24 protein-coding genes and 1 pseudogene are annotated in these 25,751 nt (G+C 61.8%); 10 read left to right on the top strand and 15 right to left on the bottom strand.

Annotated elements, in window-relative coordinates:
- Positions 1 to 10: 10 nt before the first annotated feature.
- From DWA01_RS19740 to trpS, 8 genes are all read right to left on the bottom strand, one after another.
- Positions 11 to 1,000: a BMP family lipoprotein gene (locus DWA01_RS19740; RefSeq protein WP_114287528.1), complete on the bottom strand. Its 990-nt coding sequence runs from the start codon at positions 998 to 1,000 to the stop codon at positions 11 to 13.
- A 190-nt stretch (positions 1,001 to 1,190) separates the two neighbouring features.
- Positions 1,191 to 1,613 (bottom strand): ribosomal protein S18-alanine N-acetyltransferase, encoded by a 423-nt coding sequence (rimI, locus tag DWA01_RS19735; protein ID WP_114287527.1) that lies wholly within the window; start codon positions 1,611 to 1,613, stop codon positions 1,191 to 1,193.
- The gene (gene tsaB / locus DWA01_RS19730; RefSeq protein WP_114287526.1) at positions 1,610 to 2,275 is read right to left on the bottom strand and encodes a tRNA (adenosine(37)-N6)-threonylcarbamoyltransferase complex dimerization subunit type 1 TsaB; all 666 of its coding nucleotides are present in this window, start codon (positions 2,273 to 2,275) and stop codon (positions 1,610 to 1,612) included. The genes rimI and tsaB overlap by 4 nt, the downstream gene beginning before the upstream one ends.
- Positions 2,265 to 2,828 (bottom strand): NifU family protein, encoded by a 564-nt coding sequence (locus tag DWA01_RS19725; protein WP_114287525.1) that lies wholly within the window; start codon positions 2,826 to 2,828, stop codon positions 2,265 to 2,267. The genes tsaB and DWA01_RS19725 overlap by 11 nt, the downstream gene beginning before the upstream one ends.
- A 95-nt stretch (positions 2,829 to 2,923) precedes the next feature.
- Entirely contained in the window at positions 2,924 to 3,379 is a 456-nt protein-coding gene (locus DWA01_RS19720) for a universal stress protein (protein WP_114287524.1), read from the bottom strand.
- 63 nt (positions 3,380 to 3,442) lie between these two features.
- On the bottom strand, positions 3,443 to 4,306 hold the full coding sequence (locus DWA01_RS19715; RefSeq protein WP_114287523.1) for a branched-chain amino acid aminotransferase: 864 nt from the start codon (positions 4,304 to 4,306) through the stop codon (positions 3,443 to 3,445).
- A gap of 267 nt (positions 4,307 to 4,573) precedes the next feature.
- Positions 4,574 to 5,098: a VOC family protein gene (locus DWA01_RS19710; protein ID WP_114287522.1), complete on the bottom strand. Its 525-nt coding sequence runs from the start codon at positions 5,096 to 5,098 to the stop codon at positions 4,574 to 4,576.
- Between the two features lie 94 nt (positions 5,099 to 5,192).
- On the bottom strand, positions 5,193 to 6,212 hold the full coding sequence (trpS, locus tag DWA01_RS19705) for a tryptophan--tRNA ligase (protein ID WP_114287521.1): 1,020 nt from the start codon (positions 6,210 to 6,212) through the stop codon (positions 5,193 to 5,195).
- Between trpS and DWA01_RS19700 the strand changes: the two are divergent.
- Positions 6,195 to 6,881 (top strand): annotated as a pseudogene (locus tag DWA01_RS19700) (rhomboid family intramembrane serine protease); the annotation flags it as partial. The gene trpS and the pseudogene DWA01_RS19700 overlap by 18 nt on opposite strands.
- On the opposite strand, the gene murJ reads toward DWA01_RS19700, so the two are convergent.
- The 3 genes from murJ to DWA01_RS19685 are packed head-to-tail and all read right to left on the bottom strand — an operon-like array spanning position 6,792 to position 12,737.
- Positions 6,792 to 8,771 carry a murein biosynthesis integral membrane protein MurJ gene (gene murJ, locus DWA01_RS19695; protein ID WP_336470019.1) on the bottom strand — a complete coding sequence of 660 codons (1,980 nt, stop codon included), beginning with the start codon at positions 8,769 to 8,771 and terminating at the stop codon, positions 6,792 to 6,794. The pseudogene DWA01_RS19700 and the gene murJ sit on opposite strands and share 90 nt — an antisense overlap.
- Positions 8,768 to 11,605 (bottom strand): [protein-PII] uridylyltransferase, encoded by a 2,838-nt coding sequence (locus DWA01_RS19690; RefSeq protein WP_419187024.1) that lies wholly within the window; start codon positions 11,603 to 11,605, stop codon positions 8,768 to 8,770. Before DWA01_RS19690 ends, murJ begins: the two co-directional genes overlap by 4 nt.
- Positions 11,565 to 12,737, bottom strand: a complete 1,173-nt coding sequence (locus DWA01_RS19685) for a penicillin-binding protein activator (protein ID WP_114287519.1) — start codon at positions 12,735 to 12,737, stop codon at positions 11,565 to 11,567. The genes DWA01_RS19690 and DWA01_RS19685 overlap by 41 nt, the downstream gene beginning before the upstream one ends.
- Before the next feature lie 97 nt (positions 12,738 to 12,834).
- Between DWA01_RS19685 and rsmI the strand changes: the two genes are divergently transcribed.
- The 4 genes from rsmI to DWA01_RS19665 all read left to right on the top strand — a co-directional run bounded on the left by rsmI (position 12,835) and on the right by DWA01_RS19665 (position 16,154).
- Positions 12,835 to 13,692: a 16S rRNA (cytidine(1402)-2'-O)-methyltransferase gene (rsmI, locus tag DWA01_RS19680; RefSeq protein ID WP_114287518.1), complete on the top strand. Its 858-nt coding sequence runs from the start codon at positions 12,835 to 12,837 to the stop codon at positions 13,690 to 13,692.
- A gap of 2 nt (positions 13,693 to 13,694) precedes the next feature.
- A complete protein-coding gene (locus tag DWA01_RS19675; protein WP_114287517.1) occupies positions 13,695 to 14,069 on the top strand; it encodes a YraN family protein in 375 nt (124 codons plus the stop codon).
- Positions 14,070 to 14,155: 86 nt separating this feature from the next.
- Positions 14,156 to 15,094, top strand: a complete 939-nt coding sequence (gshB, locus tag DWA01_RS19670) for a glutathione synthase (RefSeq protein WP_114287516.1) — start codon at positions 14,156 to 14,158, stop codon at positions 15,092 to 15,094.
- 139 nt (positions 15,095 to 15,233) lie between these two features.
- Positions 15,234 to 16,154, top strand: coding sequence for an alpha/beta hydrolase (locus tag DWA01_RS19665; protein WP_114287515.1), 921 nt, complete (start codon positions 15,234 to 15,236; stop codon positions 16,152 to 16,154).
- Here DWA01_RS19665 and DWA01_RS19660 read toward each other — a convergent pair.
- The 4 genes from DWA01_RS19660 to cobU form a co-directional block, all read right to left on the bottom strand.
- Complete coding sequence (locus tag DWA01_RS19660) at positions 16,091 to 17,614, bottom strand: YifB family Mg chelatase-like AAA ATPase (RefSeq protein WP_114287514.1); 1,524 nt, start codon at positions 17,612 to 17,614, stop codon at positions 16,091 to 16,093. The two genes, DWA01_RS19665 and DWA01_RS19660, sit on opposite strands and share 64 nt — an antisense overlap.
- Before the next feature lie 63 nt (positions 17,615 to 17,677).
- On the bottom strand, positions 17,678 to 18,364 hold the full coding sequence (locus DWA01_RS19655) for a glutathione S-transferase (protein ID WP_114287513.1): 687 nt from the start codon (positions 18,362 to 18,364) through the stop codon (positions 17,678 to 17,680).
- Positions 18,365 to 18,440: 76 nt separating this feature from the next.
- Positions 18,441 to 19,016 carry a histidine phosphatase family protein gene (locus DWA01_RS19650; protein ID WP_114287512.1) on the bottom strand — a complete coding sequence of 192 codons (576 nt, stop codon included), beginning with the start codon at positions 19,014 to 19,016 and terminating at the stop codon, positions 18,441 to 18,443.
- Complete coding sequence (gene cobU / locus DWA01_RS19645) at positions 19,013 to 19,546, bottom strand: bifunctional adenosylcobinamide kinase/adenosylcobinamide-phosphate guanylyltransferase (RefSeq protein WP_114287511.1); 534 nt, start codon at positions 19,544 to 19,546, stop codon at positions 19,013 to 19,015. Before cobU ends, DWA01_RS19650 begins: the two co-directional genes overlap by 4 nt.
- Positions 19,547 to 19,650: 104 nt before the next feature.
- On the opposite strand from cobU, the gene DWA01_RS19640 reads away from it, so the two are divergent.
- From DWA01_RS19640 to DWA01_RS19620, 5 genes are all read left to right on the top strand, one after another.
- On the top strand, positions 19,651 to 20,529 hold the full coding sequence (locus DWA01_RS19640; RefSeq protein ID WP_114287510.1) for an RNA polymerase factor sigma-32: 879 nt from the start codon (positions 19,651 to 19,653) through the stop codon (positions 20,527 to 20,529).
- 359 nt (positions 20,530 to 20,888) lie between these two features.
- Positions 20,889 to 22,106, top strand: a complete 1,218-nt coding sequence (coaBC, locus tag DWA01_RS19635; RefSeq protein ID WP_114287509.1) for a bifunctional phosphopantothenoylcysteine decarboxylase/phosphopantothenate--cysteine ligase CoaBC — start codon at positions 20,889 to 20,891, stop codon at positions 22,104 to 22,106.
- Positions 22,106 to 22,573: a dUTP diphosphatase gene (gene dut, locus DWA01_RS19630; protein ID WP_114287508.1), complete on the top strand. Its 468-nt coding sequence runs from the start codon at positions 22,106 to 22,108 to the stop codon at positions 22,571 to 22,573. The genes coaBC and dut overlap by 1 nt, the downstream gene beginning before the upstream one ends.
- Positions 22,573 to 23,601: a HesA/MoeB/ThiF family protein gene (locus DWA01_RS19625; protein ID WP_114287507.1), complete on the top strand. Its 1,029-nt coding sequence runs from the start codon at positions 22,573 to 22,575 to the stop codon at positions 23,599 to 23,601. Before dut ends, DWA01_RS19625 begins: the two co-directional genes overlap by 1 nt.
- Positions 23,602 to 23,691: 90 nt before the next feature.
- Positions 23,692 to 25,710 carry a M3 family metallopeptidase gene (locus DWA01_RS19620; protein WP_114287506.1) on the top strand — a complete coding sequence of 673 codons (2,019 nt, stop codon included), beginning with the start codon at positions 23,692 to 23,694 and terminating at the stop codon, positions 25,708 to 25,710.
- Positions 25,711 to 25,751 lie beyond the last annotated feature (41 nt).

Here is a 25,751-nt window from a genome sequence, read left to right as displayed (position 1 = left end):
GAATGCTGCCTTAGAAGGAGGGGCAGGATTCATCGGACATATAGTCGTGAACCATGATTTCACCGGAAATGATCTTGGCTTTGGCGTCTTCAACCGCGGCCATCATTTCGTCGGTGATCAGGGATTTGTTGAACTCGTCAACCGTGTAGCCGACACCGTCGTTGTCCAGCCCCATCGCCGAGAAGCCAGGCATGACATTTTCGCCGGCCGAGAAGGCCTCATAGACAGCGTTGTCGACCCGCTTCACCATTGAAGTCAGGACCGAGCCTGGCTGCAGGTAGTTTTGGTTGCTGTCCACGCCGATCGACAGGATGCCCTGATCCGCAGCGGTTTGCAGCACACCCAGACCGGTGCCGCCTGCAGCAGCAAATACAACGTCAGAGCCCTGGCTCATCTGCGCCCGTGTCAGTTCGCCACCTTTTACCGGGTCATTCCAGGCCGAAGGCGTGGTGCCGGTCATGTTGACGATCACAGTGGCGTCGCCTTTGGTGTCTTTCACACCCTGGGCATACCCACAGGCGAATTTCGAAATCAGCGGGATGTCCATGCCACCGATGAAGGAGACAGTGCCTGATTTGGAGGCCATGGCGGCGAGAACACCCACCAGGTAGGAGCCTTCATGTTCGGCAAAAACCACGGATTTCACGTTTGGCTGATCTACAACCATGTCGATCAGGACAAATTTTGTGTCCGGGTAATCGGCGGCAACGGTGTTCAGCGCAGTCGCAAAAGAGAAACCGGCCATCACAATCGGGTTGTACCCACGATCGGCAAAGCCGCGCAGCGCCGCTTCACGCTGGGCGTCGGACTGCAGTTCTACGTCTTTGTAAGAGCCGCCGGTCTCTTCGGCCCAGCGTTCTGCGCCGGAAAAGGCGGCTTCGTTGAAAGACTTGTCGAACTTGCCGCCAAGGTCAAAAATGATGGCTGGTTCGGCAAGAACGGCAGTGGCGCTGATCGCCAGTGCGGCTGTCGCGCCAAGGATTTTCCGCATCATTGTCATAGTATTCTCCCGGTATGTGTTCTCAGGGGGCACTCTCAGGGTGCCGCCCGGTATGACTGACAGATCGTCTGAGATCATCCGCAATTAAAAAGGTAGCGACCCAGAGGGGTCAACAGTTTTTTACCAGATGGTCGTTTTCCGGTCGAGGAAATGCGGGGATTTATCTGTTTGACGCGGGGTCAGGTGCGACTCAGAGTGCCATCAGGTGTTTCGCCATCACCAGCGCATCTGTTTTGTGCCCGTCGGGGTGGCGGTAGTAACCTTTGCGGCGCCCGGATTCGCAGTAGCCGGCACTCTCATAAAGTGAAAGCGCCGCGACATTGTCCGCCGATACCTCCAGAAACGATTCAGTCGCCTGGTGGGCAAGTGCTTCGGTCTCATAGGCGGCCAGCAATTGCGCGCCAAAGCCCTGGCGTCTTGCGTCGGGATGCACGGCAAGTGTCAGAAGCTCGGCCTCGCCGGCGATGGCGCGGCCCATGGCAAAACCCTGACCCGCCGCGCTGACCACAAACACGCCGCGCGCTGAGCTCAGATCGCTGAACTCCGTCAGGCTCCAGGGCCGGGGGCTGGTGAAACAAAGCGCATGCAGTGCCGCCATTTGCGCCGGTGTCATACAGAGGCGTCCTGATCCGGCGCCTGATCGGTGTGCTGGTTCGGGTCCTGGTCCAGAATGAGCGGGGCCGGATCACGTGGCGGGGCGGCATCAGCGGCACGGATATAAAGCGGCGCCGGGCGGGCAAAACCCTCTTCGGGCCGGGTGGCAAACTCAGCCGCAGCAAGCTGGGCGATGGCCTCGGCCAGCGGGCGGGTGCCATGGTCCACCCAGGCGGTGCCTGCAGCCTCAACCGCCTCTTGCGTGGACATCTGCGGCGCTCCGGCAGCGCCGGTATCGTCAAACTTCTGGCAAAAGACAGCGCCGCGCCTTGCATCGACCACCGAAATCACCGGCCTGGCCGCACCCAGCACCTGAGCGGCCAGGGTGGAGACGCCGATGGCCGGCACGCCAAGCCCCAGCGCCAGCCCGCGCGCTGCCGCAACAGAAATTCGAATGCCGGTGAAATTGCCCGGACCAATGCCAACGCCGATCGCCGCGAGATCGGCCCAACTCAGCTTGTTTTCGGTCAGAATTTCTTCACAGAGCGGCAGAATGCGTTCGGCCTGACCGCGCGACATCTCTTCGCGGCGGCTGGTCAGAATGGTATCGCCGGACAGCAAAGCGGCCGCGCAATGCGCGGCCGAGGTGTCAAAGGCCAGAATGAGTGTCTCAGACGGCAACAGGGCGCACCTCAAGCACTTCCGGGATGTAGTGGCGCAGCAGGTTTTCGATGCCCATTTTCAGCGTCAGTGTTGAGGAGGGACAACCAGCGCAGGCACCCTGCATATGCAGGTAAACGATACCGCGGTCAAAACCGTGGAAGGTGATATCGCCGCCATCCTGAGCCACAGCGGGACGCACACGGGTGTCCAGCAGCTCTTTGATCTGGTCGACGATTTCGCTGTCCGGCCCGGTGTGTTCTGCGTGGCCCGAAGCGGTGTCATTTTCACCCGACATCACTGGCTGACCGGACTGGAAATGCTCCATGATCGCGCCGAGAATCGCCGGTTTGATATGGTCCCATTCCACCGCATCAGACTTGGTGACGGTGACAAAATCGGTGCCAAAGAACACTGCAGCCACGCCGGATACCGCAAAAATGCGCTGCGCAAGCGGCGAGACTTCCGCGCCTTCAGGCGAGGGGAAATCGGCAGTGCCGGTCTCAAGCACGGCCTGACCCGGCAGGAATTTCAGCGTCGCGGGGTTCGGTGTGGATTCGGTCTGGATAAACATAGCATGCTCTTTCCTTAGCTCTTGAGTCGGATATGACCCTTTGGCTGGCGCAAGTCAAGGTTTAGAACAGTTCTAAACCGGTGCCGCCGGCCGGCTCAGGTGATGCTTTCCAGCCGCTCTTTGGTCATATCTCCGGGAACAATGGTCATCGGAATCGGCAGGGACCCTGCAGATTTGCTCATCTGGGTGACCAGTGGGCCGGGGCCGGATTTGCCGATTCCCGCGCCCAGAACCAGCACGCCGACCTCGGGATCATCGGTCACCTGAGACAGGATTTCATTCACCGCCTCACCTTCACGGATCACCAGTTCGGGGTCCACGTTCTGGCGGTCACGCATCCATTTGGCGAAAACCTCGAAATGCACTTCAATGCGTTCCCGGGCTTCTTCGCGCATCAGATCCGCCACGCCGATCCAGTGGTTGAACTCATCAGGTGGGATCACCGACAGGATCTGAACGCCGCCGCCGGTGCTGGAGGCGCGCATCGCGGCAAACCGCATCGCATTCAGACATTCGCGACTGTCATCAAGGATCACTAGAAACTTGCGCATAGCGCCTCCGGATTGTGGTTTTGGGCATGATGGCGCAGCGGCGCCGCTCTGGCAATACGATGATTATTTTGCGGAAAGGGCCCAGTCCCAGTACAGCTCGCGTGCGCGCCGTGTCAGCGGGCCGTTCTCGTACTGGCGGTCATCAAAGGCAGAGACCGAGGTAACTTTGGCAAAATTGCCCGACAGGAACACTTCGTCAGCGCTGCGGAAATCATCCAGCGTCAGCACGGTTTCCACCACTTCAACCCCATCCGCACGGAAGTTGGCGATGTGGCGGGCGCGGGTGATGCCGGACAGGAATGTACCGTTGGCGATGGGGGTAAATACCACCCCGTCCCGCGCCATGAACACGTTGGCAGTGGCGGTTTCGGCGACATTTCCCAGCGCATCCTGCGCCAGAGCATTGCCAAAGCCTTTGTTGCGGGCTTCGACCAGCATGCGCGCGTTGTTGGGGTAAAGACAGCCGGCCTTGGCATCGACCACCGAACTTTCCAGCACCGGGCGGCGGAACCGGGTGGTGGTCAGCGTGGTGGCGGCTGTTGCGGCGGGCATCGGGATTTCTTCCAGGCAAAGCGCAAATCCGGTTGAGCCGGCTTTGGGATTCACCCCCAGGTCGCCGCCATCCAGCGCCCAGTACATTGGTCGCACATACACGGCGGCATCCGGGCCATACAGCGCCAGACCTTCGCGGGTGATGTCACTCATGTCCTGCGCGCTCATAGTCGGGGTGATCATCAGCGCCTCCGCCGAGCGGTTGATGCGGGCGCAGTGGGCGTCGAGATCCGGGGTGACGCCTTCAAAAAACCGGGCGCCGTCAAATACCGTGCTGCCCAGCCAGGCGCCGTGATCGGCGGCGCGCATCACCGGGATGTCGCCCTCGTGCCAGCTGCCGTTAAACCAGGTGCGGATATTTGTGCCGGTTGCCATCGTAAAATCTCCCGTTTGACCGGCCGCACCCTAGGTCGCGGCTTTGCGCAGGTAAAGCGGAAAGCCACCAGGTGGAATACACGCTAGAGCGCCCGGCCTCAGGCCTGGGACCGGCCGGAGAACGCGGCGCCCGATGCGTTGGCGCAGCGGGGCTTGGCGGGCAAGCCCATGGGCCGGCACAGGAGCAGTCACATGGGTGAGCACGGGGGCAGGCAGGGACAGGAAAGCACAGGAAAGCACAGAAAGCACGGCGACGATCCGCTGCGGCTACGGGTGCGCTGCCAGCAACGCGTCCAGATCAAAGCGCGCGCTGGTCATCTGTAGCGCACCGTCCTGGGCCCGTGGCCAGTCTTCTCGTGGCCGGTCGCGGTAAATCTCAACCCCGTTGCCGTCCGGATCGCTGAGGTAGATCGCTTCGCTGACACCGTGATCCGCACTGCCCTGGATCGGGATGCCGGCCGCAGTCAGCCGGCGCAGCACCTGTGCGAGGGCGGCGCGATCCGGGTACAGAAACGCGGAATGATACAAGCCGGTGTGGCCGGGTGGCGGAGGCGTGGCACCAAAGCTTTGCCAGGTGTTCAACCCGATATGGTGGTGATAGCCATCCGCGCCCAGAAAAGCGGCTGCATCGCCGGAGCGCTGTTGCAGTTCAAAGCCGAGCAGGTCGCGGTAAAAAGCGATGGCGCGCTCGAGATCCGCCACCCGCAGGTGCACATGGCCGACGCGGGGGCCGGCGGTGGCGATGGCTGTTGTGCCGGTGCTGACCGGGGTGGCTGATGTCTCTGGGGTCATGTCTCGATCCTGTTGCTGTGTCGGATGATACATGGGGATGCTGCGTTCAGGGCGCAATTTGGTAAAATCGCGCCCTGATTGTGCGAATTTGCGCTTAGCTTACAAAACCGACGATCTCGCGGGTCCGGGCCAGGATCGGCTCGGCGATGGCGCGGGCCTGATCGGCGCCGTGGCGCAGCACCCGGTCAATCTCGGCCGGGTCGTCCATCAGACGTTTCATTTCGGTTGAGATTGGCGCAAGTTTGTCCACCGCCAGATCGGCCAGTGCCGGTTTGAAGCGGCCCCAGCCCGCGCCAGCATATTCCGCAATCACCGCTTCGGGCGACTGGTTGGAAAGGCCGGCATAAATGTCGACCAGGTTGCGCGCCTCGGCACGGCCTTGCAGACCTTCCAGAGTATCAGGCAACCCGTCCGGGTCGGTGCGCGCTTTTTTGAACTTTTTGGCGATGGTGTCGGCATCATCGGTCATGTTGATGCGCTCCATGTCGCTGGCACCCGACTTGGACATCTTCTTGCTGCCGTCGCGCAGGTTCATCACCCGCGTGGCCGGGCCTTCGATCACCGGCTCCGGCGCCGGAAAGAAATTGTCGCATTTATAGTCATGGTTAAACTTGGCAGCGATGTCGCGGGTCAGTTCCACATGTTGCTTCTGGTCTTCGCCCACCGGCACATGGGTGGCGTGATAGAGCAGAATATCTGCGGCCATCAGGGACGGGTAAGCATAGAGCCCGAGCGAGGCTTTTTCGGCGCTTTTACCGGCTTTGTCCTTGAACTGGGTCATGCGGTTCATCCAGCCGACCCGGGCGACACAGTTGAAAATCCAGCCCAGTTCCGCATGGCCGGAGACCATCGACTGGTTGAACAGGATGGATTTGGCCGGATCAATGCCCGAGGCAATAAACGCCGCCGCCACTTCGCGGGTGGCGTGGGTCAGAGCCGCCGGGTCTTGCCAGACGGTGATCGCATGCATGTCAACAACGCAATACAGCGTCTCCATGCCCTGGTCCTGCATATCTACCCAGCGCTTAATTGCGCCAAGATAATTGCCAAGTGTCAGGCCGCCCGAGGGTTTGATGCCCGAAAAGACGCGCGGGGTATGGGCCGCTTCCGTCATATGTCATGCTCCATCTGGATTTTTGCGTCCTGTTCGCATATCGGTGGGGACAATGCCCGTCAAGGAATGTGCTTTAAAGGATATCTGATGAACCAGGATTACAACGCGTCACCTTTTAATTCGATGCCGCCATTTGTGGTGGCAATGGCGCTGCTGATCGCCGGTATTGAATTGGTGCTGCAGGCGGCGGACGCCGGGATTATCGGTGGCGCGCAGGGCGTGGGCTGGCGCTTACAGGCGCTGCAGAGCTATGCGTTTTCGGACCGGGCTTTTGAATGGATGCGCAGCAGCGGCCAGTATCCGGTGGAACATATGCTGCGGTTCCTGAGTTATGCCTTTGTCCATGTGTCGCTGATGTCGGCGGCGTTTTCCATCGTCTTCCTGCTGGCGCTGGGCAAAATGGTGGGCGAAGCGTTTGGCACATTCGCGGTTGTCGTGATCTGGGTGGCGTCCTCTGTGGTCGGGGCGCTGGCCTATGGTCTGGTGCTGGACACGGATTTCCCGCTTTTTGGTGGTATGACACCGGCTTACGGTCTGATCGGCGCGTATAGTTTCATGCTCTGGGTCGGGCTGAGCGTTTCAGGCAGCAACCCGATGATGGCGTTCCGGCTGATCGCGATGCTGATGGGGCTGCAGTTGTTTTTTGGCCTGGTGTTTGGCGGCAGCAAAGACTGGGTCGCCGATCTGGCCGGGTTTGCCACCGGATTTGCGCTGTCGTTCGTGCTGGTGCCGGGCGGGGCGCAGCGGCTGTTGCAGAAAATGCGCCGCCGTTAGGTCAGCGCAGGCGGAAGGTGCGCACCACCCGCCACCCCCAATCCCTGGCCCGGGCCAGAGCTTGTCCAAAGGAGGCAGCCTGCCAGCGTGGCTGTCAGGCTGTGCGCCCGCTGTTAGGTCTTGATGCAACGCGGCTTTTGCCGAGCGTAGCGAGGCGCGGCCCAAGGCTTTGCTGCCCTCAGTTTGCTGAGGGGCAAAGGGGCGGGAGGGCGCCCTTGTGGTTCGCGCACGAGGATTGGGCGCGCTAGCCGCGCCGCATGGCGCCTTCACCTCGGACAGGCGCAAGGCGCGGGTGACATGGGCCAGCCCGAAATAACTGATGGCGCCAATGGAGACGAGGATCAGCAGCGCCACAAAGCGCCAGCCGCTCATCGCCAAATAAGGCGCCAGCATCAGGTTGGCGCCCCAGATGACAACGCCCATGCCGGCCGAGGCGGCGCAGATGCGCCAGAGCCGCGAGCGGAAACGCGGATCAAAACGCGCGTCGTCGCCAAATCGTCTGGCGCCAAAGATCAGCAGCGCCACCATGACCCAGCCGGCAAGCGTGGTGGCGATCGCCGGGGCCAGCCAGCCCATCACCGGTGCCAGCGCCAGCGCCACCACAGCATTCACCAGCATCGACACCAGCGCATAGCGAAACGGTGACTTTGTATCTTCCCGCGCATAAAACACCGGTTGCAGCACTTTTTGCAGCACAAAAGACGGCAGGCCGAGACCGTAGATTGCCACAGCCTGCGCAATTGCAGCGCTGTCCGCCGCCGTGGTTGCACCGCGTTCAAACATCACCGAGACCAGCGGCAGCGGAATCACCACCAGCGCCACCGCTGCCGGGATGGTCAGCGCCAGCGAAATTTCCCCGGCGCGGTTAAAGGCGCTGCGGGCGCCGTCATGATCACCCGCCTTCAGCCGCCGCGCCAGGTCCGGCAGCAACACAATGCCCACCGCGATGCCCACCACGCCCAGCGGCAGCTGATACAGCCGGTCAGCGGCATAGAGCCAGCCCACTGCACGGTCAAAGTAGCTCGCGACCTGTTGGCCCACCAGCAGGTTGATCTGCACCACGCCTCCGGCCATCGCCGCCGGCAACGCCACCACGCAGAGCCGTTTCATATCAGGGGTAAAATGCGGCCGTTTGGGCAACAGCGGGAAGCCGGCGTTTTGCGCCGCCCGCCATACCAGCGCCAGTTGGGCGATGCCGGCCAGCGGGATGCCCCAGATCAGCGCCTGGGCCACGTCACCGCCGCGCCACCAGGCGACAGCCATAAAGGCGACCAGAATGATGTTGAGCAGCACCGGCGCCGCCGCTGCCGCCGCAAAGCGCCCGGTGGCGTTGAGCACACCGGACAGCAGTGCCGCCAGCGAGATGAACAGGATATAGGGGAAGGCAATGCGGCCAAACCCGACCGCCAGATCAAACTGTGCATCCCCGGCAAACCCCGAGGCCAGCCCGTAGATCAGCCAGGGCATCGCCAGCTGCGCCAGCAGCGTCAGCAGGATCAGCACGCTGGCCAGGCCGGAGAATGCTTCGCGGGCAAAACCAAGCGGATCCTCGCCGCCTTCCACCCGTTTGGCAAACATCGGCACAAAAGCCATGTTAAAGGCACCTTCGGCAAAAAACCGGCGGAACATATTGGGCAGGCGGAACGCGACCACATAGGCTTCATAAAGCGGCCCGGTGCCCAGAAAGCCCAGGATCATCGCATCGCGCAGAAAGCCCAGCACGCGCGAGGCCATGGTCCAGCCGCCCACGGTCAGCAGACCGGACATCAGTCGGATGGGTTTCATGTAGATTTTGCCCGTTTTGCGCCGGCCTCGATGGCGTCGCGCAGTTTCTGCTCCAGCAGTTGCAGTTTGCTTTCGGAATGCAGTTTCAGCCCCACCATATCCTTGACGTAAAACGTATCCACCACCTGAGCGCCATAGGTGGCGATCTGGGCGGAGGCGATTGAGATATTGGCCGCCGCCAGGGTGCGGGTCAGATCGTAAAGCAGCCCCGGCCGGTCGCGGGTGTCCACTTCGATCATGGTGTAGATGTCAGAGCCGCCATTATCAAAGCTGATAGTGGTGGCGTGGCGGAATTTGCTTTCGCGCTTTTTGATTTTGTCGCGCGACCTGAAGGCATCGCGCGGCACCACTTCGCCCTTCAGGGTCTTGCCAATCATGCTGCGCAGACGCGGCAGCCGGCGTTTTTCATAAGGCGCGCCATCGGCGTCCTGGATCCAGAACACTGCGGTGGCATAGCCGTCGCGCGAGGTATAGGTGCGCGCGTCCACCACATTCGCGCCCACCAGTGCCAGTGCGCCGGCGAGGCGCGAAAAAATTCCCGGGTGGTCGACCAGCGCAAAACAAGCGCGGGTGGCGTCGCGGTCCGTGTCCGGCATCAGGTCAATGCGGATTTCATCATCTGAGATACCATGCAGCAGCCCGGCAAACACTTCCAGCGCCGCAAACGGCATGCCCTGCCAATAGGGGCCGTAATGGCGGCGCAACTCGGCACGCAACGCCGGGGCGCTCCAGTGCGCCAGTCTCTGGCGCAGCGCGCCCTTGGCTTCGCTTTCGCGCGCCACGCGGTTGACCTCTTCCAGCCCGTGTTCCAGAGCGTCAGCCGTCTGGGAATACAGGTTGCGCAGCAAAACCGCTTTCCAGTTGTTCCAGGTGCCGGGGCCTACGCCGCGGATGTCGCAGACCGTCAGCACCGTCAGCAGATCAAGCCGCTTGCGTGATTTGACCGTTTTGGCAAAGTCGCGCACCGTGCGCGGATCGGCGATATCGCGTTTCTGCGCCACATCTGACATCAACAGATGGGTGCGCACCAGCCATTCCACTGTCTCGGCCTCATCGGGTTTCAGCCCCAGACGCGGCGCGACAATGCGGGCGATTTTGGCGCCCAGAATCGAGTGATCTTCGCTGCGGCCCTTGCCGATGTCATGTAACAACAGCGCCACATACAGCACTTTGCGGTTCACCCCGTCCTTCAGGATGCCCGAGACCAGCGGCAGCTCTTCGATCAGCTCTTCACGTTCGATCTGAGCCAGCGTTGAAATGCACTGAATGGTGTGCTCATCGACGGTGTAATGATGATACATATTGAACTGCATCATCGCCACGATCGGTTTGAATTCGGGCATGAAACTGCTGAGCACGCCCAGTTCATTCATCCGCCGCAGACCGCGTTCCGGATTGCCGTGTTTTAGCATCAGATCAATGAAAATGCGCACCGCTTCGGGATTGCGGCGCATGTCGTCATCAATCAGGTCCCGGTTCAGCGCCACCAGCCGCATGGCGTCGGGATGGATCAGATATCCGGTGCGCAGGGCTTCTTCAAAAATGCGCAGCAGGTTGAGTTTGTCGGAAAGGAAAACATCAGCATCGGCAACGTTGAGCCGGTTGTGCTGCATCGAATAGCCTTTTTTCACCCGTTTTCGCCGGCGCAGGAAGCGTTGCAGGCTGGGGGCCTGTTTCACATGACGGGCTTCCAGCGCGGTCAGAAAGACCCGGGTCAGTTCGCCCACACGGGTGGCATAGAGGAAATAATCCTGCATGAAGTGTTCCACCGCGCGCCGGCCACCCTCATCGACATATCCCAGCTTTGCCGCCACATCGACCTGCAGGTCAAACGTCAGCTGATCCACTGCGCGCCGGCTGAGCAGATGCAGCTGATTGCGCACCGCCATCAGAAAGGCTTCGGATTTCAGGAAGGTGCTGTATTCGGTGTCGGTGAACATGCCGAGCGTAAGCAGTTCGCCACTGCGGCGCACGTCATGCACATATTTGGCGATCCAGAACATGGATTGCAGATCGCGCAACCCACCTTTGCCTTCTTTTACGTTGGGCTCGACCATATAGCGCTGGCCGCCCTGTTTTTTGTGCCGTTCGTCGCGTTCCAGCAGTTTGGCTTCGACAAAATCTGAGGCGGTAGATTTGAACAATTCTGTGCGCAACCGCTGGCCCAACTCATCGGCCAGCGGCCGGTCGCCACCAAGGTACCGATGTTCAAGCAAAGCGGTGCGGATGGTGTAGTCTTCGCGTCCCAGGCGCAGACATTCGCGCACCGAGCGGGTGGCGTGACCGACTTTCAGGTGCAGATCCCACAGGATGTAGAGCATGGATTCCACCACACTCTCGGCCCAGGCCGTCATTTTGTACGGGATTAGAAACAGCAGATCGACGTCCGAGGAAGGCGCCATTTCAGCGCGCCCGTAACCGCCCACAGCCATCACCGCGATGCGTTCGCCTTCGGTCGGCGTATAGCGCGGATGCAAGTGCTTCAGGGTGATCTGCAGCGTGGTGATGACCAGACGATCGGTGAGCCAGGCGTAGGCGCGCTGGGCGGCATGGGCTTCAAACGGAGCCGCTTTAATCCCGGCGGCGATGGTCTTGCGCCCGGATTTGTTGGCTTCGCTCAGGCTTTGCACCACTGCTTTGCGGATGGCGGCCGCGTCTTTGGCGCCGGCCACGGCCTGCGCAATCTCCGCTTCAATCGCGGCGCGGTCAAAAATCTCACCAGCCGCGCAGATCAGATCAGTCGGGGCGTCGGGTCTGGCGTCTGGGCGCACACCCGTGTGGGCTTGGCCGGTCTCAGAAACCGGGTCCGCCAAAGGCTCTTGGGGCAGGGTCAATCTCAAGTACCTGACTGTCTTGAATGGTTGCGATGGAAAGGCCACGTTCGTTGGTGCCGTCATTAAACAAGCGGAAGATGCCGCTGACGCCGGCAAAACCTTCGGGTCGGGTCAGGCCGCGGGCATTCAGCGCATTGCTGTCGCCAGCCTGGATCAGCGCGCCTATGGCGGCAATACCGTCATAGGCCAGACCGGCACGCACATGCGGCGGCTGACCATAGGCGGCGGTGTACCGGGTGGAAAAACCGTTGCTCATGCCCTGGTCGGGAATGGCAAACCAGCTGCCCTGCAAACCGCGCAGCTCAAGCGAAGAGGCGGGAATGTCCAGCCGGGTCAGGCCGATATACTGGGTGGTGTCCGGGCCGAGGCCTTTTTCCGGCAGCAATTGCTGCAGCAGAACCATGGCGCCGGCGTTGTCAGAGGTAAAAAACACCGATTGCGCACCGGTGAGGGCGACCGATTCTGTGATCAGCGGCACCGCGTCGATCACGCCCTGCTGGGACATCTCAAAGCCATTGCTGGCGGCGAGGATCGCCCCTTTGCGGGCGATGGCACCGGTGATGGCATCACGACCGAATTCCTCAGAGGCTGTCCGGCCATAGACCACGGCGATACTGCCTTTGCCCTGGGATTGCGCATAGGCCACCAGCCGGTCGGCAGTGTTTTCAAAGGTCTGACCCAGAACGAAAATATTGCCGCCGGCGACGGCGGTATTGTTGGAAAACGCCAGCACATTCACATTGCGGTTGGCCACCGCCGCGCCGGCAGCACTTGCCGACTGACCGTAAAGCGGCCCCAGCAGGATTTTGGCGCCGTCATTCACCGCCAGCCGGGCCATTTCGGCAGCCTGGGCGGGATTGCCGTCGGTGGCATAGACCCGCAGGTCAATCTGCACGTCCTGCAGATCCGCGATGGCCAGCCGGGCGGCATTTTCCAGGTTTTGCGCCATGATCTGGTCGCCGGGCTGTTGCGAGGCGGCGGGCACCAGCAGCGCCACCTGCACAGGTGCGGCGGTGTTGATTCTGGGTCCGGATCCGGTGCCACCGTCGACACAGGCCGACAGCAACAGCGCTGTAAAGAGCAAGGCAATCCGCAACGCCGCCTTGTGCAGGCCGGCAAAAACAACAAACATGAACACTTAACCTCACTCGGGGAATGGCAATCGCAGTCTGCGCGAGACTATTCGCTCGCGCTGGTTTAGTAAACGGCGCAAAGGACAGGAGTTTGCATTGAGCTATCAGATCAAGCCATTGGACGCCGGGTTGCACTTTGTCGCCACCCCGATCGGCACCGCCCGTGACATCACCCTGCGCGCGCTGGATGTGCTGGCCTCAGCCGATGTGCTGGCGGCCGAGGACACCCGCACGCTGAAGCGGTTGATGGACATTCACGGCGTTCCGCTGGGCGATCGCCATGTGATTGCCTACCATGATCACAACGGTGCCTCGGTGCGCCCGCGCCTGCTTGGGTTCATGCGCGCCGGCAAATCGGTGGCCTATGCGTCTGAGGCTGGTACGCCTCTGGTGGCAGATCCGGGTTTTGCGCTTGCCAAAGAGGCGCTGGACACTGGCATTGCGGTCACCTCCGCGCCGGGGCCCTCGGCAGTGATCACGGCGCTGTCCATTGCCGGCCTGCCCACCGACCGCTTTATGTTTGCCGGTTTTGCGCCCTCAGCCAAAGGCGCGCGCCATACGTTCCTGCTGGAGATGAAAGAGATCCCGGCGACGCTGGCCTTTTACGAATCGCCCAAACGTATTGCGCGCTTTGTCGGAGAGCTGTCCGAGGTTTTTGGCCCGGACCGTCAGGTGGCCCTGTGTCGCGAGCTGACCAAAAAATTCGAAGAAGTGATGCGCGGCACCCTGTCTGAGCTGGCAGAGACATTAAAAGAACGCTCGTTAAAGGGCGAGATTGTGCTGCTGGTGGACCGGGACCGCAGTGAGCCCAGTGTTGAGGATATGGACAGCGCCCTGGCGGGGGCGCTGGAAGAGATGTCGGTGAAGGATGCCGCTGCTGCGGTGGCGTTGCGGCTCGGTCTGCCCAAGCGTCAGGTCTACCAGGCGGCGCTGGCGCTCTCAAAAGGGGACTGAACATGGCGGTGCGCCCGGGCAACAGCGACAAGGGCAAACGGGCGTATCTGTCCGGCCTTGCCGCAGAAGACCAGGTTGCACGGCTTTACGAGCGTCACGGTGCGCAGGTGCTGCAGCGGCGCTGGCGCGGGCCGGGGGGGGAGATTGATCTGATCCTGCTGCAAGGCGACACGGTCATCTTTGTCGAGATCAAATCCGCCGCCAGCCATGCTCAGGCTGCCGCCGCGCTGCGCCCGGCGCAGATGGCACGCATTCTGGACAGTGCAAGCGCGTTTCTGGCGACCCGGCCGCTGGGTCAGCTGACAGAGACAAGAATTGATGCCGCGCTGGTGGACGGGCAGGGGCAGATAGACATCATCGAAAACGCTTTCCTGTAACCCGCGCCATTGAACCTGGCTCAGCGCCCTGCCATGTATGAGGCAACTGAATTTGGGAGCCAGAACCTGTGTCTATACCTGCGCCATTGAAAATCGCTATCCAGATGGACCCGATCGGTCCGGTCGACATCAACGCCGACAGCAGCTTCCGCATCGCCGAAGAAGCGCAGGCCCGGGGGCATTCGCTGTTTTATTACACGCCGGATCAGCTGGCATATCAGGAAGGCCGTGTCACCGCGCGCGGCTGGCCGTTGACCGTGCGTCGGGTGCAGGGGGATCACTTTACCTTGGGCGACAAAACTGAGGTCGACCTGGCCGAATTTGACGTGGTCTGGCTGCGACAGGATCCACCGTTTGACATGGGCTATATCACCTCGACCCATCTGCTCGACCGGCTGTCCCCGGGCACGCTGGTGGTGAATGACCCGTTCTGGGTGCGCAATTACCCGGAAAAACTGCTGGTGCTGGACTTCCCGGACCTGACGCCGCCCACCACGGTTGCCCGCGACCTGGAAACGTTGAAAGCGTTTAAGGAAAAACACCACGATATCATTCTGAAACCGCTTTATGGCAATGGCGGCGCCGGGGTGTTCCGGCTCGGGCCGGATGACCGCAATCTGGGCTCGCTGCACGAGCTGTTCACCGGCATCAACAACGAACCGCTGATCGCGCAGAAATTCCTGCCCGATGTGTCCAATGGCGACAAACGGGTGATCCTGGTCGACGGTGAGCCGGTCGGCGCCATCAACCGGGTGCCGAAAAAGGGCGAGGTCCGTTCCAACATGCACGTCGGCGGGCGGCCGGAAAAAATCGGCCTGACCGAGCGGGATCTGGAGATCTGCGCCCGCATCGGCCCGCTTCTGCGCGAAAAAGGCCAGATCTTTGTCGGCATTGATGTGATCGGCGATTATCTGACCGAGATCAACGTCACCTCACCCACCGGCATTCAGGAGCTGGAGCGGTTTGACGGCACCAACATCGCCGAAAAAATCTGGCAGGCGATCGAGGGCCGCCGGGCGCGCTGAGCGCGGCCTGAACACCAAAACATCCTGCCAGGCTATTTTGTCTGGCAGAATATGATAACATTTTAAGACCCGGGTCCTGTTGCGCCCGTCCTGTTCACCTTTGACCTTGCCTGGCAATTACGGCCGCGAAAGGACTGATATGAGTGTTCGATCCACCCTGCTGGCGCCCTGGCTGCGCCTGACTGTCAAAGCGCGGCTGTCGCGTCTTCGCGATCCGATAAAAGCGCGGCGCCTCACTGATAAATTGATTGCGTCCAACCCGGTACACGTGCCGATGGTCACCGATCTTCACGCGCAATACGGCGGCATCGACGGGTTGTGGATCGCGTCCCGCGCCACGCCGGGGCAGGTAATCCTTTACTTTCATGGAGGCGGTTATATCGCCGGATCGCCACAGACCCACCGCAAGCTGCTTGGCGCGCTGTCGCGGGCGACCAGGATGGCGGTGTTTGCACCAGCTTACCGTCTGGCGCCCGAAGAACCGTTTCCCGCCGCGTTTGACGATGCTTTGGCGGCCTGGCAGGGGCTGATTGCACGTGGGTATGCCGCCAGCCAGATCGTGCTGGGCGGTGACAGTGCCGGTGGCGGCCTGGCGCTGGCGCTGCTCGGCCATCTCTGCCGCAGGGGCACTCCGCCGGCGGCCTGTTTTGCCTGGTCGCCCTGGACCGACCTGACCCTTGCCGGCGACAGCTACCTGAGCAACGCGCAAAGCGAACAGGTGCTGCCCGCCAATGGTCCTTTGCAACCCCACGCGCTTTATCTTGATGGGGCAGAGGCAACCGACCCGCGTGTCTCGCCGATGTTTGGGCTGTTCCCTGCCTGCCCGCCGGTGCTGATCCAGGTGGCTGACGGTGAAATCCTGCTGGACGATGCCTATGGCATGGAACAGACCCTGCGGCTGCAAAGTGCGCCGGTGGAGTTGCAGACCTGGGAGGCGCTGCCCCATGTCTGGCAGTTGTTTATTGGCCTGTTGCCTGAAGCGCGCCAGGCGATCACTCAGACTGCGGATTTCATCCGGGACGCCGCTACGATGCGAAAGCTTACCGCCTCAGCGATATGAGGCTGGCGCACCGTGTCTGAGCCATCCAGATCAGCAATGGTGCGCGCCACCCGCATCACCCGGTGATAGCCGCGCGCCGACAGGTTCATCCGTTCAGAGACCCGGATCAGCAAAGCCTGGCCTTCCGCATCGGGCGTGGCGATCTGTTCCAGTACCTGGCCCTCGGCGTCCGCATTGACCCGCAACCCGCTGCCCTCAAAGCGCGCCGCCTGAATGTCGCGTGCGGCTGCAACCCGCGCGGCGATCTGTTCTGATCCGTCGGCGCTGGGCGGCAGGTCGAGATCACAATACGCCACCGGTGGCACTTCGATGCGCAGATCAAACCGGTCCATCAGCGGACCCGATATCCGGCCCAGATAGTCCTGGCCACACTGAGGCGCGCGGCCGCAGGCGCGGTCCGGATCCGACATCTGACCACATTTGCAGGGGTTGGCGGCGGCGATCAGCAAAAAGCGGCAGGGATAGCGGCAATGGGCATTGGCGCGCGAGACCACCACTTCGCCGGTTTCAATCGGCTGGCGCAGGGTTTCCAGAACCGGGCGGGAGAATTCAGGGAATTCATCCATGAACAACACCCCGTTATGGGCCAGCGATATTTCCCCCGGGCGCGCACTTTTGCTGCCGCCGACGATCGCTGCCCTCGACGCGGTGTGATGGGGTTCGCGAAACGGCCGGTCGCGGGCAATGCCCTGGGCATCCAGCAATCCGGCCAGCGAATGGATCATCGAAGTTTCCAGCGCTTCCGCCGCACTCAGCGGTGGCAGGATCGATGGCAGCCGCGCTGCCAGCATGGATTTGCCCGATCCGGGCGGCCCCGACATAAACAGGTGGTGGCGGCCGGCGGCAGCGATCTCCAGCGCCCGTTTGGCGCGTTCCTGGCCTTTGACATCGGCCATGTCGCGGCTGAATCCGGCGGCACGAATCTCACCTGGCACCGCCGCCGGCAGCGGTTTCTGACCCGTGAAATGCTGCAACACCCGATGCAGATTTGTCGCTGCCAACACTTCAGCCGCCCCAACCCAGGCCGCTTCTGCACCACAGGACGCCGGGCAGACAAGGCTGTAATTCCCCTCAGCGGCGGCCATTGCTGCGGGCAGGGCGCCGGTGACCGGTATCAGCGTGCCATCCAGCGACAACTCGCCCAGCGACATCACCCGTTCTGCCGCATCCGGCGGCACGATCTCCATTGCCGCCAACAGGGTCAGCGCGATGGGCAGGTCGTAATGCGAGCCCTCTTTGGGCATGTCCGCGGGCGACAGGTTGATGGTGATTTTTTTGCTGGGCAGCGCGATGGACAGCTCGGCGAGCGCCGCGCGCACCCGGTCGCGTGCTTCACTGACCGCCTTGTCCGGCAGGCCGACAATGGAAAAGGCGGGCAGGCCGGCAGAGAGCGCACATTGCACTTCCACCGGCTTTGCGGTGACGCCTTCAAAGGCGACGGTGTAGCTGCGTGCAACCATTGTCCGCCCGAAGATTGGTTAAGGAAAGGTTACCAACCCTGGCACGAACAGATTACCGAAAGATTAACCGCCGGTGGGCCAGGCCACTGACGGAATATCCAGCGGATAGGGCGAAGGGTCGTAGGTTACCTTCATGCCCTCCGCACGCCAGGCCAGAAAGGCCGGGTCCGCCAGGTGCAGGTCCACATAAGTGCGGGTGGCATCTGAAACCGGCAGGTCATACCCTGCAATACGCGCCGCAACCGGGGCAAAAAAGGCGTCCGCCAGCGAATAGTCCCCAAACAACCAGGGCCCGTCTGAGGGGAAGTCAGCGCGTGCTGCAGCCCAGATATGTTCCAGCCGTTTCAGATCCGAAAGCGTTGCATCTGACGCGTCAAAACCTGGATACTGAACCCGCAGCTGCATATTGCACTGCCCGCGCAGCGCCATGAAGCCGCAACACATCTCCGCTGCCAGCCAGCGGGCACGGGCGCGGGCTGCCGGGTCACTTGGCCACATCGCCTGTTCCGGGTGGGCTTCGGCCAGGGTTTCGGCAATGGCGAGGGTCTCACCGATCACCTGACCATCGGGCGTGCGGATCACCGGCACAAAGCGCGCAGGCGCCAGCGCCGCCATATCTTCGGTAAAGGTGCCGGAATACAGCCCGATCCGGTGCAGAGTGTAGGGGATGGCGAACTTTTCAAACATCAGCCAGCCGCGCAGCGACCAGCTGGAAAAACTTTCATCGCCGATATAAAGATCGTATGACATAGGGGTCTCCTGTTGAATGCCCCCTTGTTAACAGTATGAAGTCCATCACAAAAATGAATGTTTGGCATGAGTTATATCACGGATTGTGATCGATTTCATGGGCGATCCAGCGCTGATCAAAACTCAGCCGGGTGACCGACAGGTTGCCGATCTTGTGGGAAAACACCTCGGCCAACGGCAGTTGCAGCGCCCGCTGCAGCTGGGTCAGGATGGCGCCAAAATGCGCCACCACCACCAGATCCGCGCCGGCGTGTTTCGCCAGCAAACGGTCGGCCGCCGCCGAGACCCGCGCCGCGGCCTCGTTCCAGCTTTCGCCATTCGGGGGGCGGCTGTCACCGGGATTGCTCCAGTAGGCGCGAATCGCCTCCGGGTCTTCGGCGTCAATATCGGCCCAGTTGCGCATCTCCCAGTCGCCGAAATTCAGCTCGCGCAGGCCCGGATCCGCCGGCAGCCGCTGACGCGCGCCAGCAATCGCATCTGCGGTGGCGGTGCAGCGCACCAGGTCGGACGAGACCACCAGCGCGGTGGTCGGCAGATAGTCGGAAAGCCGCTCCAGCGCCGCTGTGTCTGACAAGTCGGCCGCAATATCAGACCAGCCCGCCATCACGGTGGCATGGGTCGGGCCATGGCGCACCCACCAGAAGTTTGTCAAAATATGTCCTCCGGAAATTCACCTTTCAACACGAAGGGCAGGCCGGCCATCACCCCGGCCACCCGGTCCGCCTGCGCTGCCAAAAGACGGTTCAGGCGTCCTTGTTCTGCACGAAACATGCGCGCCAGCGCATTTTCTGGTACAATACCCTGACCGACCTCGTTTGAAACCACCACAACCGGGGCGGCGCAACGGGTCAGAGCGGCCAGCAAAGCGGCGCTCTCAGTGCGGATATCCCTGTCCGCCAGTATCTGGTTTGTAAGCCACAAAGTGGCGCAATCCAGCAGCACGATCTCGTGATCACCGGCGTGATCCAACGCAGCGACAACGTCCAGAGGTGCCTCAATTGTGCGCCAGTCCGGGCCCCGCGCGACTTTGTGATCGGCGATTTTGGCCCGCATTTCGTCATCAAATGCCTGTGCCGTGGCAATGTACACCCGGGGCAGGTCACTGAGAACAATTAGCTTTTCTGCTGCGTCCGATTTTCCGGAGGAAGCACCGCCAAGCACGAGCGTAAGGGGGGGGAACATGGTTGTGACACCTCCGGTCAGTCAGATGCGGTAGAATTGCGTATCAGAGAAACTGCGTGCCGCAGAAAGAGGTCGCACGCGCAGATGCACTTGGGAGGAAAAATATGGCACTTGATCACATCAATGACCAGAGATTTTCACGCCAGGCAATGCAGGCGGAATATCTGGACGCCGAAACCGAACATGACCTGGCTCTGGCCTGGCGGGACCAGCGCGATGAAGTGGCGCTGCACCGCCTGATCACTGCCTATATGCGGCTGGCCATTTCGATGGCCGCCAAATTCAAACGCTATGGCGCGCCGATGAATGATCTGATCCAGGAGGCCAGCCTGGGGCTGATGAAAGCCGCCGACAAATTTGACCCTGACCGGGGGGTGCGATTTTCCACCTACGCCATGTGGTGGGTGAAAGCTTCGATCCAGGACTATGTCATGCGCAACTGGTCGATGGTGCGCACCGGCTCTACTTCGGCGCAGAAATCGCTGTTTTTCAATATGCGCAGGGTGCAGGCCCAGGTCGAGCGCGATGCTTTTGCCTGCGGCGAGGAGCTTGACGGACATCAGCTGCGCCACCGGATCGCTTCGGAGGTCGGAGTGCCTTTACGCGATGTTGAAATGATGTCCGGGCGGCTGGCGGGGTCCGACTTTTCACTGAACGCCACGCAGAGCGCGGCGGATGAGGGCCGCGAATGGATCGACACCCTGGCCGACGAAAACAGCCAGGGCTCAGATCAGGTTGAAAGCGATCATGATACCCGCGCGTTGCGCCGCTGGTTGCTGCAGGCAATGGAGGTGTTGTCGGAGCGTGAAAATTTTATCATCCGTGAGCGTAAACTGCATGACAGCCCCCGCACGCTGGAAAGCCTCGGTCGCGAGCTGCACCTGTCCAAAGAACGTATCCGTCAGCTCGAAGCCGCGGCGCTTGGTAAAATGCGCAAGCATCTGGAACGTCACGGTGAAGAGGTGCTGGCCCTGCTGCTGTAATCCTGCTCCCGGCAATACCGCACCAGCAAAAAGGCCCTGCAACACGGGCTCAGCAACACAGGCTTATTAATGCCACGCCAGCCCGTCGCTGCGGCCCCCGGGGCGCAGGGCGGACCGTGCGACTTCTGCATCACAGCTGATCTGGTCGCGCCCTCCCCCCAAAAATGGGTCTTCTGCCCCTGGCTGTTTGTCCGTTGCCCCAGCGCCTTTGCTGCTCCGGTCCTTTTACCTGGCTGGCTCTCTGACCTTCTGAGCACCCTAGGGCTCCAACCGTCTGTGCGGTTCCACCTCCCCCCACACTTGCCCCTGTGTCTCAGCCGTCTTAGATATGAGGGGAGCAATGAACAGGCGGGCGACAGATGCTGGCAGGCAAGCGAATTCTTCTTATTATCGGCGGCGGTATCGCGGCATTCAAAGCGCTGGACCTGATCCGGCGCCTGCGCGAAGACGGCGCACAGGTGACGCCGGTGCTGACAAGTGCCGGCGAGCAGTTTGTCACCCCGCTCTCGGTCTCTGCACTTGCGGCGCAAAAAGTCTACCGCGACTTGTTTGACCTGAATGATGAGGCCGAAATGGGCCATATCGAACTGTCCCGCGCCGCGGATCTGGTGGTGGTGGCGCCGGCCACAGCGGATCTGATGGCCAAAATGGCCCAGGGTCTCGCCAATGACCTGGCTTCGACCCTGTTGCTGGCCACCGACAAAAAGGTCCTGCTGGCGCCGGCGATGAATGTGCGCATGTGGCAGCACGCGGCAACACAGCGAAATGTGGCCACTTTGACAGGCGACGGCATTCTGTTTGTGGGGCCGGACGAGGGCCAGATGGCCTGTGGTGAATTTGGCCCCGGCCGTATGGCGGAACCGATGGCGATTGTTGCCGCTGTGCGCACTGCCCTGGCGACGGGACCATTGAAAGGCAAACATATCCTGATCACCTCCGGGCCGACCCATGAGCCGATTGACCCGGTGCGCTATATCGCCAACCGGTCCTCCGGCGCCCAGGGCAGCGCCATTGCGCGCGCCTTGCTGGCGCTGGGTGCGAAGGTGACGTTTGTCACCGGCCCGGTGGTCGCAGCACTGCCGGACGGCGCGCAGATCGTGCAGGTCGAAACCGCCGCTCAGATGCACGCTGCGGTGATGGATGCGCTGCCGGCGGACGCGGCGGTCTTTGCCGCTGCGGTGGCGGACTGGCGCGTCGTTTCGGCTTCAGACTCCAAAATCAAAAAGGACGGCAAGGGCAAGCTGCCGGTGCTGGAATTTGCCGAGAATCCCGACATCCTCTCTGAGGTCTCGCATCTGGCTGCGGCCCGGCCCGGCCTGGTGGTCGGCTTTGCTGCCGAAACGGACGATGTGATTGCCAATGCCACTGCCAAACGCGCGCGCAAAGGTTGCGACTGGATGCTGGCCAATGATGTGTCGCCGGAAACTGGCATTATGGGGGGCAGTGAAAACGCCGTCACCCTGCTGAGTGCCGATGGGTATGAGACCTGGCCGCGCATGAAGAAAGATGCGGTGGCACAAAAACTGGCCCTCCGTATCGCTGCGGAACTTGCGGATCCAAAGACGGTGCTGGTCTGATGGGGCCGGTGATCGCTTTTGAATGGCTGCCGGGTGCCGACACCGCGTTGGGCCTGCCGGGTTATGAAACTCCGGGGGCCGCCGGTGCCGACCTGCGCGCCAACCTGGCCCCGGAACAACGCGCCAGTGGTATCAGCCTGGCCCCGATGGGTCGTGCCTTGATCCCCACCGGCCTGCGCATGGAAATTCCGCCTGGCTTTGAAGTGCAGATCCGGCCGCGCTCTGGTCTGGCGCTGAAACATGGCATCAGCCTGCCCAATACGCCGGGCACCATCGACAGCGATTACCGTGGCCCGCTTGGCGTGATCCTGATCAACCTGGGCGCAGAGCCCTTTACTGTGAACCATGCAGACCGCATTGCCCAGATGGTGGTGGCGCCGGTGGTGCAGGCGCAGATGGCCCTGCGCGACAGCCTGTCTGACACCCGCCGTGGCAGCGGTGGCTTTGGCTCAACAGGGCGCAGCTGATGATCTGGTTTCTGATGGTATCCGTGGCGCTCTGGAGCTTTGGCGCGCTGATGAAAGCGCCGCGCTCTGTGCGCTGGGCGATGATTGCGCTGCTCTATGGGGCCATTGCGCTGGCGCTGTTTGTGCTGCCGGCCGGCAACCCGCTTGCCGCCACCATCGGTGTGGCGCCGGGCGAATGGCTGCTTCTGGGGGGCTTTGCTGCGATTGTACTCAGTTACCGCCAGGGGCTGACCTGGCTGAAATCCCGCGCCAGACCTGCCCATGCGTCTGCGCAGACCGGCACCTTTTCCACCACTGAGCTGGACCGCTACGCTCGCCATATCATGCTGCGCGAGGTCGGTGGACCGGGGCAGAAAAAGCTGAAAAACGCCCGCGTCCTGGTGGTCGGGGCCGGCGGGCTTGGGGCGCCGGCGCTGCAGTATCTCGCCGCCGCCGGTGTGGGCACCATCGGCGTCATCGATGATGATGTGGTGGACAATTCCAACCTGCAGCGCCAGGTCATTCACACCGACGCGCGCATCGGCATGCCCAAGGTGTTTTCGGCCGAGGTGGCGATGCTGGCGCAAAACCCCCATATCACCGTGCGCCCCTATCACCGGCGGCTGAACGAGAGCTGTGCCGAGATCCTGGATGACTACGATATTGTGCTCGACGGCTGCGATAATTTTGACACCCGCTATCTGGTGAACCGGCTGGCAGTTGCCGCCGGAAAGCCGCTGATTGCGGCGGCGCTGACCCAGTGGGAAGGCCAGATCAGTCTTTATGACGCTGCCGCTGGCACCCCCTGTTATCAATGTGTGTTCCCCAAAGCGCCGGCCGCAGATCTGGTGCCGAGCTGCGCCGAAGCCGGGGTGATTGGCCCGCTTCCTGGTGTGATCGGCGCGATGATGGCGCTGGAGGCGGTCAAAGCGATCACCGGCGCCGGGGAAACCCTGCGTTCACGTCTGATGATCTATGATGCGCTTTATGCCGACACCCGAATTATCAATGCCAAGCCGCGCACAGACTGTCCGGTTTGTGGCGGCTGAATGATTTTGACTTTACCGGACCGCCCCTCTGCGGGTCCTGTCCTACCCACCCGTCCAGATCTGGCCCGCAAGGCGCGCCAAGGAGATTTTATGACCAACCCGCTTTTGTCCGCCTGGGCGACCCCGTTTGAACTGCCGCCATTTGCGCAGATAACGGATGACCACTTTGCCCCCGCCTTTGACGCGGCGCTGGTCACGTCGCGCGCCGCCATCGCCGCGATTGCCAGCAATGAAGCGGCAGCGACCTTCGCCAATACGATTGAGGCGCTGGAAGGCGCAGATGCGGAACTCGACCGGATCCTGTCGCTGTTTTACAACCTGGCCGGCGCCGACAGCACGGAGATGCGCGAAAAACTGCAGCGGGAATTCTCGCCAAAACTCGCCGCCTATTCGTCGGAAGTCTCGCAAAATACCGCTTTGTTCGCGCGGGTCAAAACGTTGTGGCAGGCGCGCGACAGTCTCCGACTGACGGACGAGCAAATGCGGGTGCTGTATCTCTGCCATCGGGGGTTTGTGCGTGCCGGGGCCAATCTGACCGGCGACGCACGCGACCGCATGGCTGAGGTCAAGGAACGCCTCGCGGTGCTCTCCACCGACTTCACCCAGAACCTGCTGGCGGATGAACGCTCCTGGTTTATGGAACTGTCTGAGGAGGATCTTGCCGGGCTGCCCGAATTTGTCATCACCACGGCGCGCGCTGCCGGCGCGGAAAAAGGCGCTGCGGGCCCGGTGGTGACGCTGTCGCGCTCGCTGATCGTGCCATTCCTGCAGTTTTCACAGCGCCGTGACCTGCGCCAATCCGCCTGGGCGGCCTGGGGCGCGCGTGGTGCCAATGGCGGCGACACTGACAACCGTGCCATTGCGGCAGAAGTGCTGGCCCTGCGTCAGGAACGCGCCGCGCTGCTCGGTTATGCCAGTTTTGCCGACTACAAACTTGAAACCGAAATGGCCAAAACACCGGATAAAGTGCACGAGCTGCTGATGCGGGTCTGGGAACCGGCACGGGCGGCGGCCGATGCGGACGCTGAGGTGCTGGAGCGCATGATGCAGGACGATGGCATCAACGGCGATCTGGAGCCCTGGGACTGGCGTTATTATTCGGAGAAACGGCGCAAAGCGGAACATGACCTCGATGAGGCGGAGCTGAAACCCTATCTGCAGCTGGAGCGCATGATTGAAGCCGCTTTTGACTGCGCCAGCCGGCTGTTCGGGCTGGAATTCGCCCCCCTGGATCAGGCGCTGTATCATGACGATGTGCGCGGCTGGGAGGTGACACGGGATGGCAAACATCTGGCGGTGTTCCTTGGCGACTATTTCGCGCGCAGCTCCAAACGCTCCGGCGCCTGGTGTTCAGCCATGCGCAGCCAGCAAAAACTGGCCGGTGATATCCGCCCCATCGTGGTCAATGTCTGCAATTTCGCCAAACCGGCGGAAGGCTCGCCGGCGCTGCTGTCCTATGATGACGCGCGCACGCTGTTTCACGAGTTTGGCCACGCGCTGCACCAGATGCTGTCGGATGTGACCTATGAAAGCATTTCCGGTACCTCGGTGGCACGCGATTTTGTCGAACTGCCCAGCCAGCTCTTTGAGCATTGGCTCGAGGTGCCGGAAGTGCTGGCAAAATACGCCACCCACGCCGAGACCGGGGAGGTAATGCCTGCGGATATGTTAAAGCGGCTGCTGGCGGCGCAGACCTATGATGCCGGATTTAATACCGTAGAGTATATCGCCTCGGCGCTGGTGGATCTGGCGTTTCACCGCGGCGCGGCTCCGGCTGACCCGATGGCGCAACAGGTAGAGGTGCTTGCCGGTATAGGCATGCCCCGGGCGATTGGCATGCGCCACGCCACGCCGCATTTCGCGCATGTGTTCTCCGGCGACGGCTATGCGTCGGGCTATTATTCCTACATGTGGTCAGAAGTGATGGACGCCGATGCCTTTGCCGCTTTTGAAGAGGCGGGCGGGGCGTTCGATGCGGACATGGCAGCGAAGCTGGAGAAACACATCCTGTCGGCTGGCGGGTCACAGGATGCGGCGGAAGCCTGGATGGCGTTTCGCGGCGCAATGCCCGGTGTCGAGGCGCTGCTGAAGGGGCGCGGACTCAGTTAAGCCACGCGGACGCTCAGGTGGTGCCGCGGCCCTTCAGCAGC

This window comes from Candidatus Halocynthiibacter alkanivorans, assembly GCF_003333265.1.
Taxonomy (GTDB): domain Bacteria; phylum Pseudomonadota; class Alphaproteobacteria; order Rhodobacterales; family Rhodobacteraceae; genus Halocyntiibacter_A; species Halocyntiibacter_A alkanivorans.
The sequence above is the reverse complement of the archived record's forward strand: the minus strand, read 5'-3'. Positions and strand labels throughout refer to the sequence as shown.

Coding starts and splice junctions, on each gene's coding strand:
- DWA01_RS19740 (WP_114287528.1), bottom strand. CDS start 1,000: ATGACAATGATGCGGAAAATCCTTGGCGCGACAGCCGCACTGGCGATC.
- rimI (WP_114287527.1), bottom strand. CDS start 1,613: ATGACACCGGCGCAAATGGCGGCACTGCATGCGCTTTGTTTCACCAGC.
- DWA01_RS19725 (WP_114287525.1), bottom strand. CDS start 2,828: ATGTTTATCCAGACCGAATCCACACCGAACCCCGCGACGCTGAAATTC.
- DWA01_RS19720 (WP_114287524.1), bottom strand. CDS start 3,379: ATGCGCAAGTTTCTAGTGATCCTTGATGACAGTCGCGAATGTCTGAAT.
- DWA01_RS19715 (WP_114287523.1), bottom strand. CDS start 4,306: ATGGCAACCGGCACAAATATCCGCACCTGGTTTAACGGCAGCTGGCAC.
- DWA01_RS19710 (WP_114287522.1), bottom strand. CDS start 5,098: ATGACCCCAGAGACATCAGCCACCCCGGTCAGCACCGGCACAACAGCC.
- trpS (WP_114287521.1), bottom strand. CDS start 6,212: ATGACGGAAGCGGCCCATACCCCGCGCGTCTTTTCGGGCATCAAACCC.
- murJ (WP_336470019.1), bottom strand. CDS start 8,771: ATGAAACCCATCCGACTGATGTCCGGTCTGCTGACCGTGGGCGGCTGG.
- DWA01_RS19685 (WP_114287519.1), bottom strand. CDS start 12,737: ATGTTTGTTGTTTTTGCCGGCCTGCACAAGGCGGCGTTGCGGATTGCC.
- DWA01_RS19675 (WP_114287517.1), top strand. CDS start 13,695: ATGGCGGTGCGCCCGGGCAACAGCGACAAGGGCAAACGGGCGTATCTG.
- DWA01_RS19665 (WP_114287515.1), top strand. CDS start 15,234: ATGAGTGTTCGATCCACCCTGCTGGCGCCCTGGCTGCGCCTGACTGTC.
- DWA01_RS19660 (WP_114287514.1), bottom strand. CDS start 17,614: ATGGTTGCACGCAGCTACACCGTCGCCTTTGAAGGCGTCACCGCAAAG.
- DWA01_RS19655 (WP_114287513.1), bottom strand. CDS start 18,364: ATGTCATACGATCTTTATATCGGCGATGAAAGTTTTTCCAGCTGGTCG.
- cobU (WP_114287511.1), bottom strand. CDS start 19,546: ATGTTCCCCCCCCTTACGCTCGTGCTTGGCGGTGCTTCCTCCGGAAAA.
- DWA01_RS19640 (WP_114287510.1), top strand. CDS start 19,651: ATGGCACTTGATCACATCAATGACCAGAGATTTTCACGCCAGGCAATG.
- coaBC (WP_114287509.1), top strand. CDS start 20,889: ATGCTGGCAGGCAAGCGAATTCTTCTTATTATCGGCGGCGGTATCGCG.
- dut (WP_114287508.1), top strand. CDS start 22,106: ATGGGGCCGGTGATCGCTTTTGAATGGCTGCCGGGTGCCGACACCGCG.
- DWA01_RS19625 (WP_114287507.1), top strand. CDS start 22,573: ATGATCTGGTTTCTGATGGTATCCGTGGCGCTCTGGAGCTTTGGCGCG.
- DWA01_RS19620 (WP_114287506.1), top strand. CDS start 23,692: ATGACCAACCCGCTTTTGTCCGCCTGGGCGACCCCGTTTGAACTGCCG.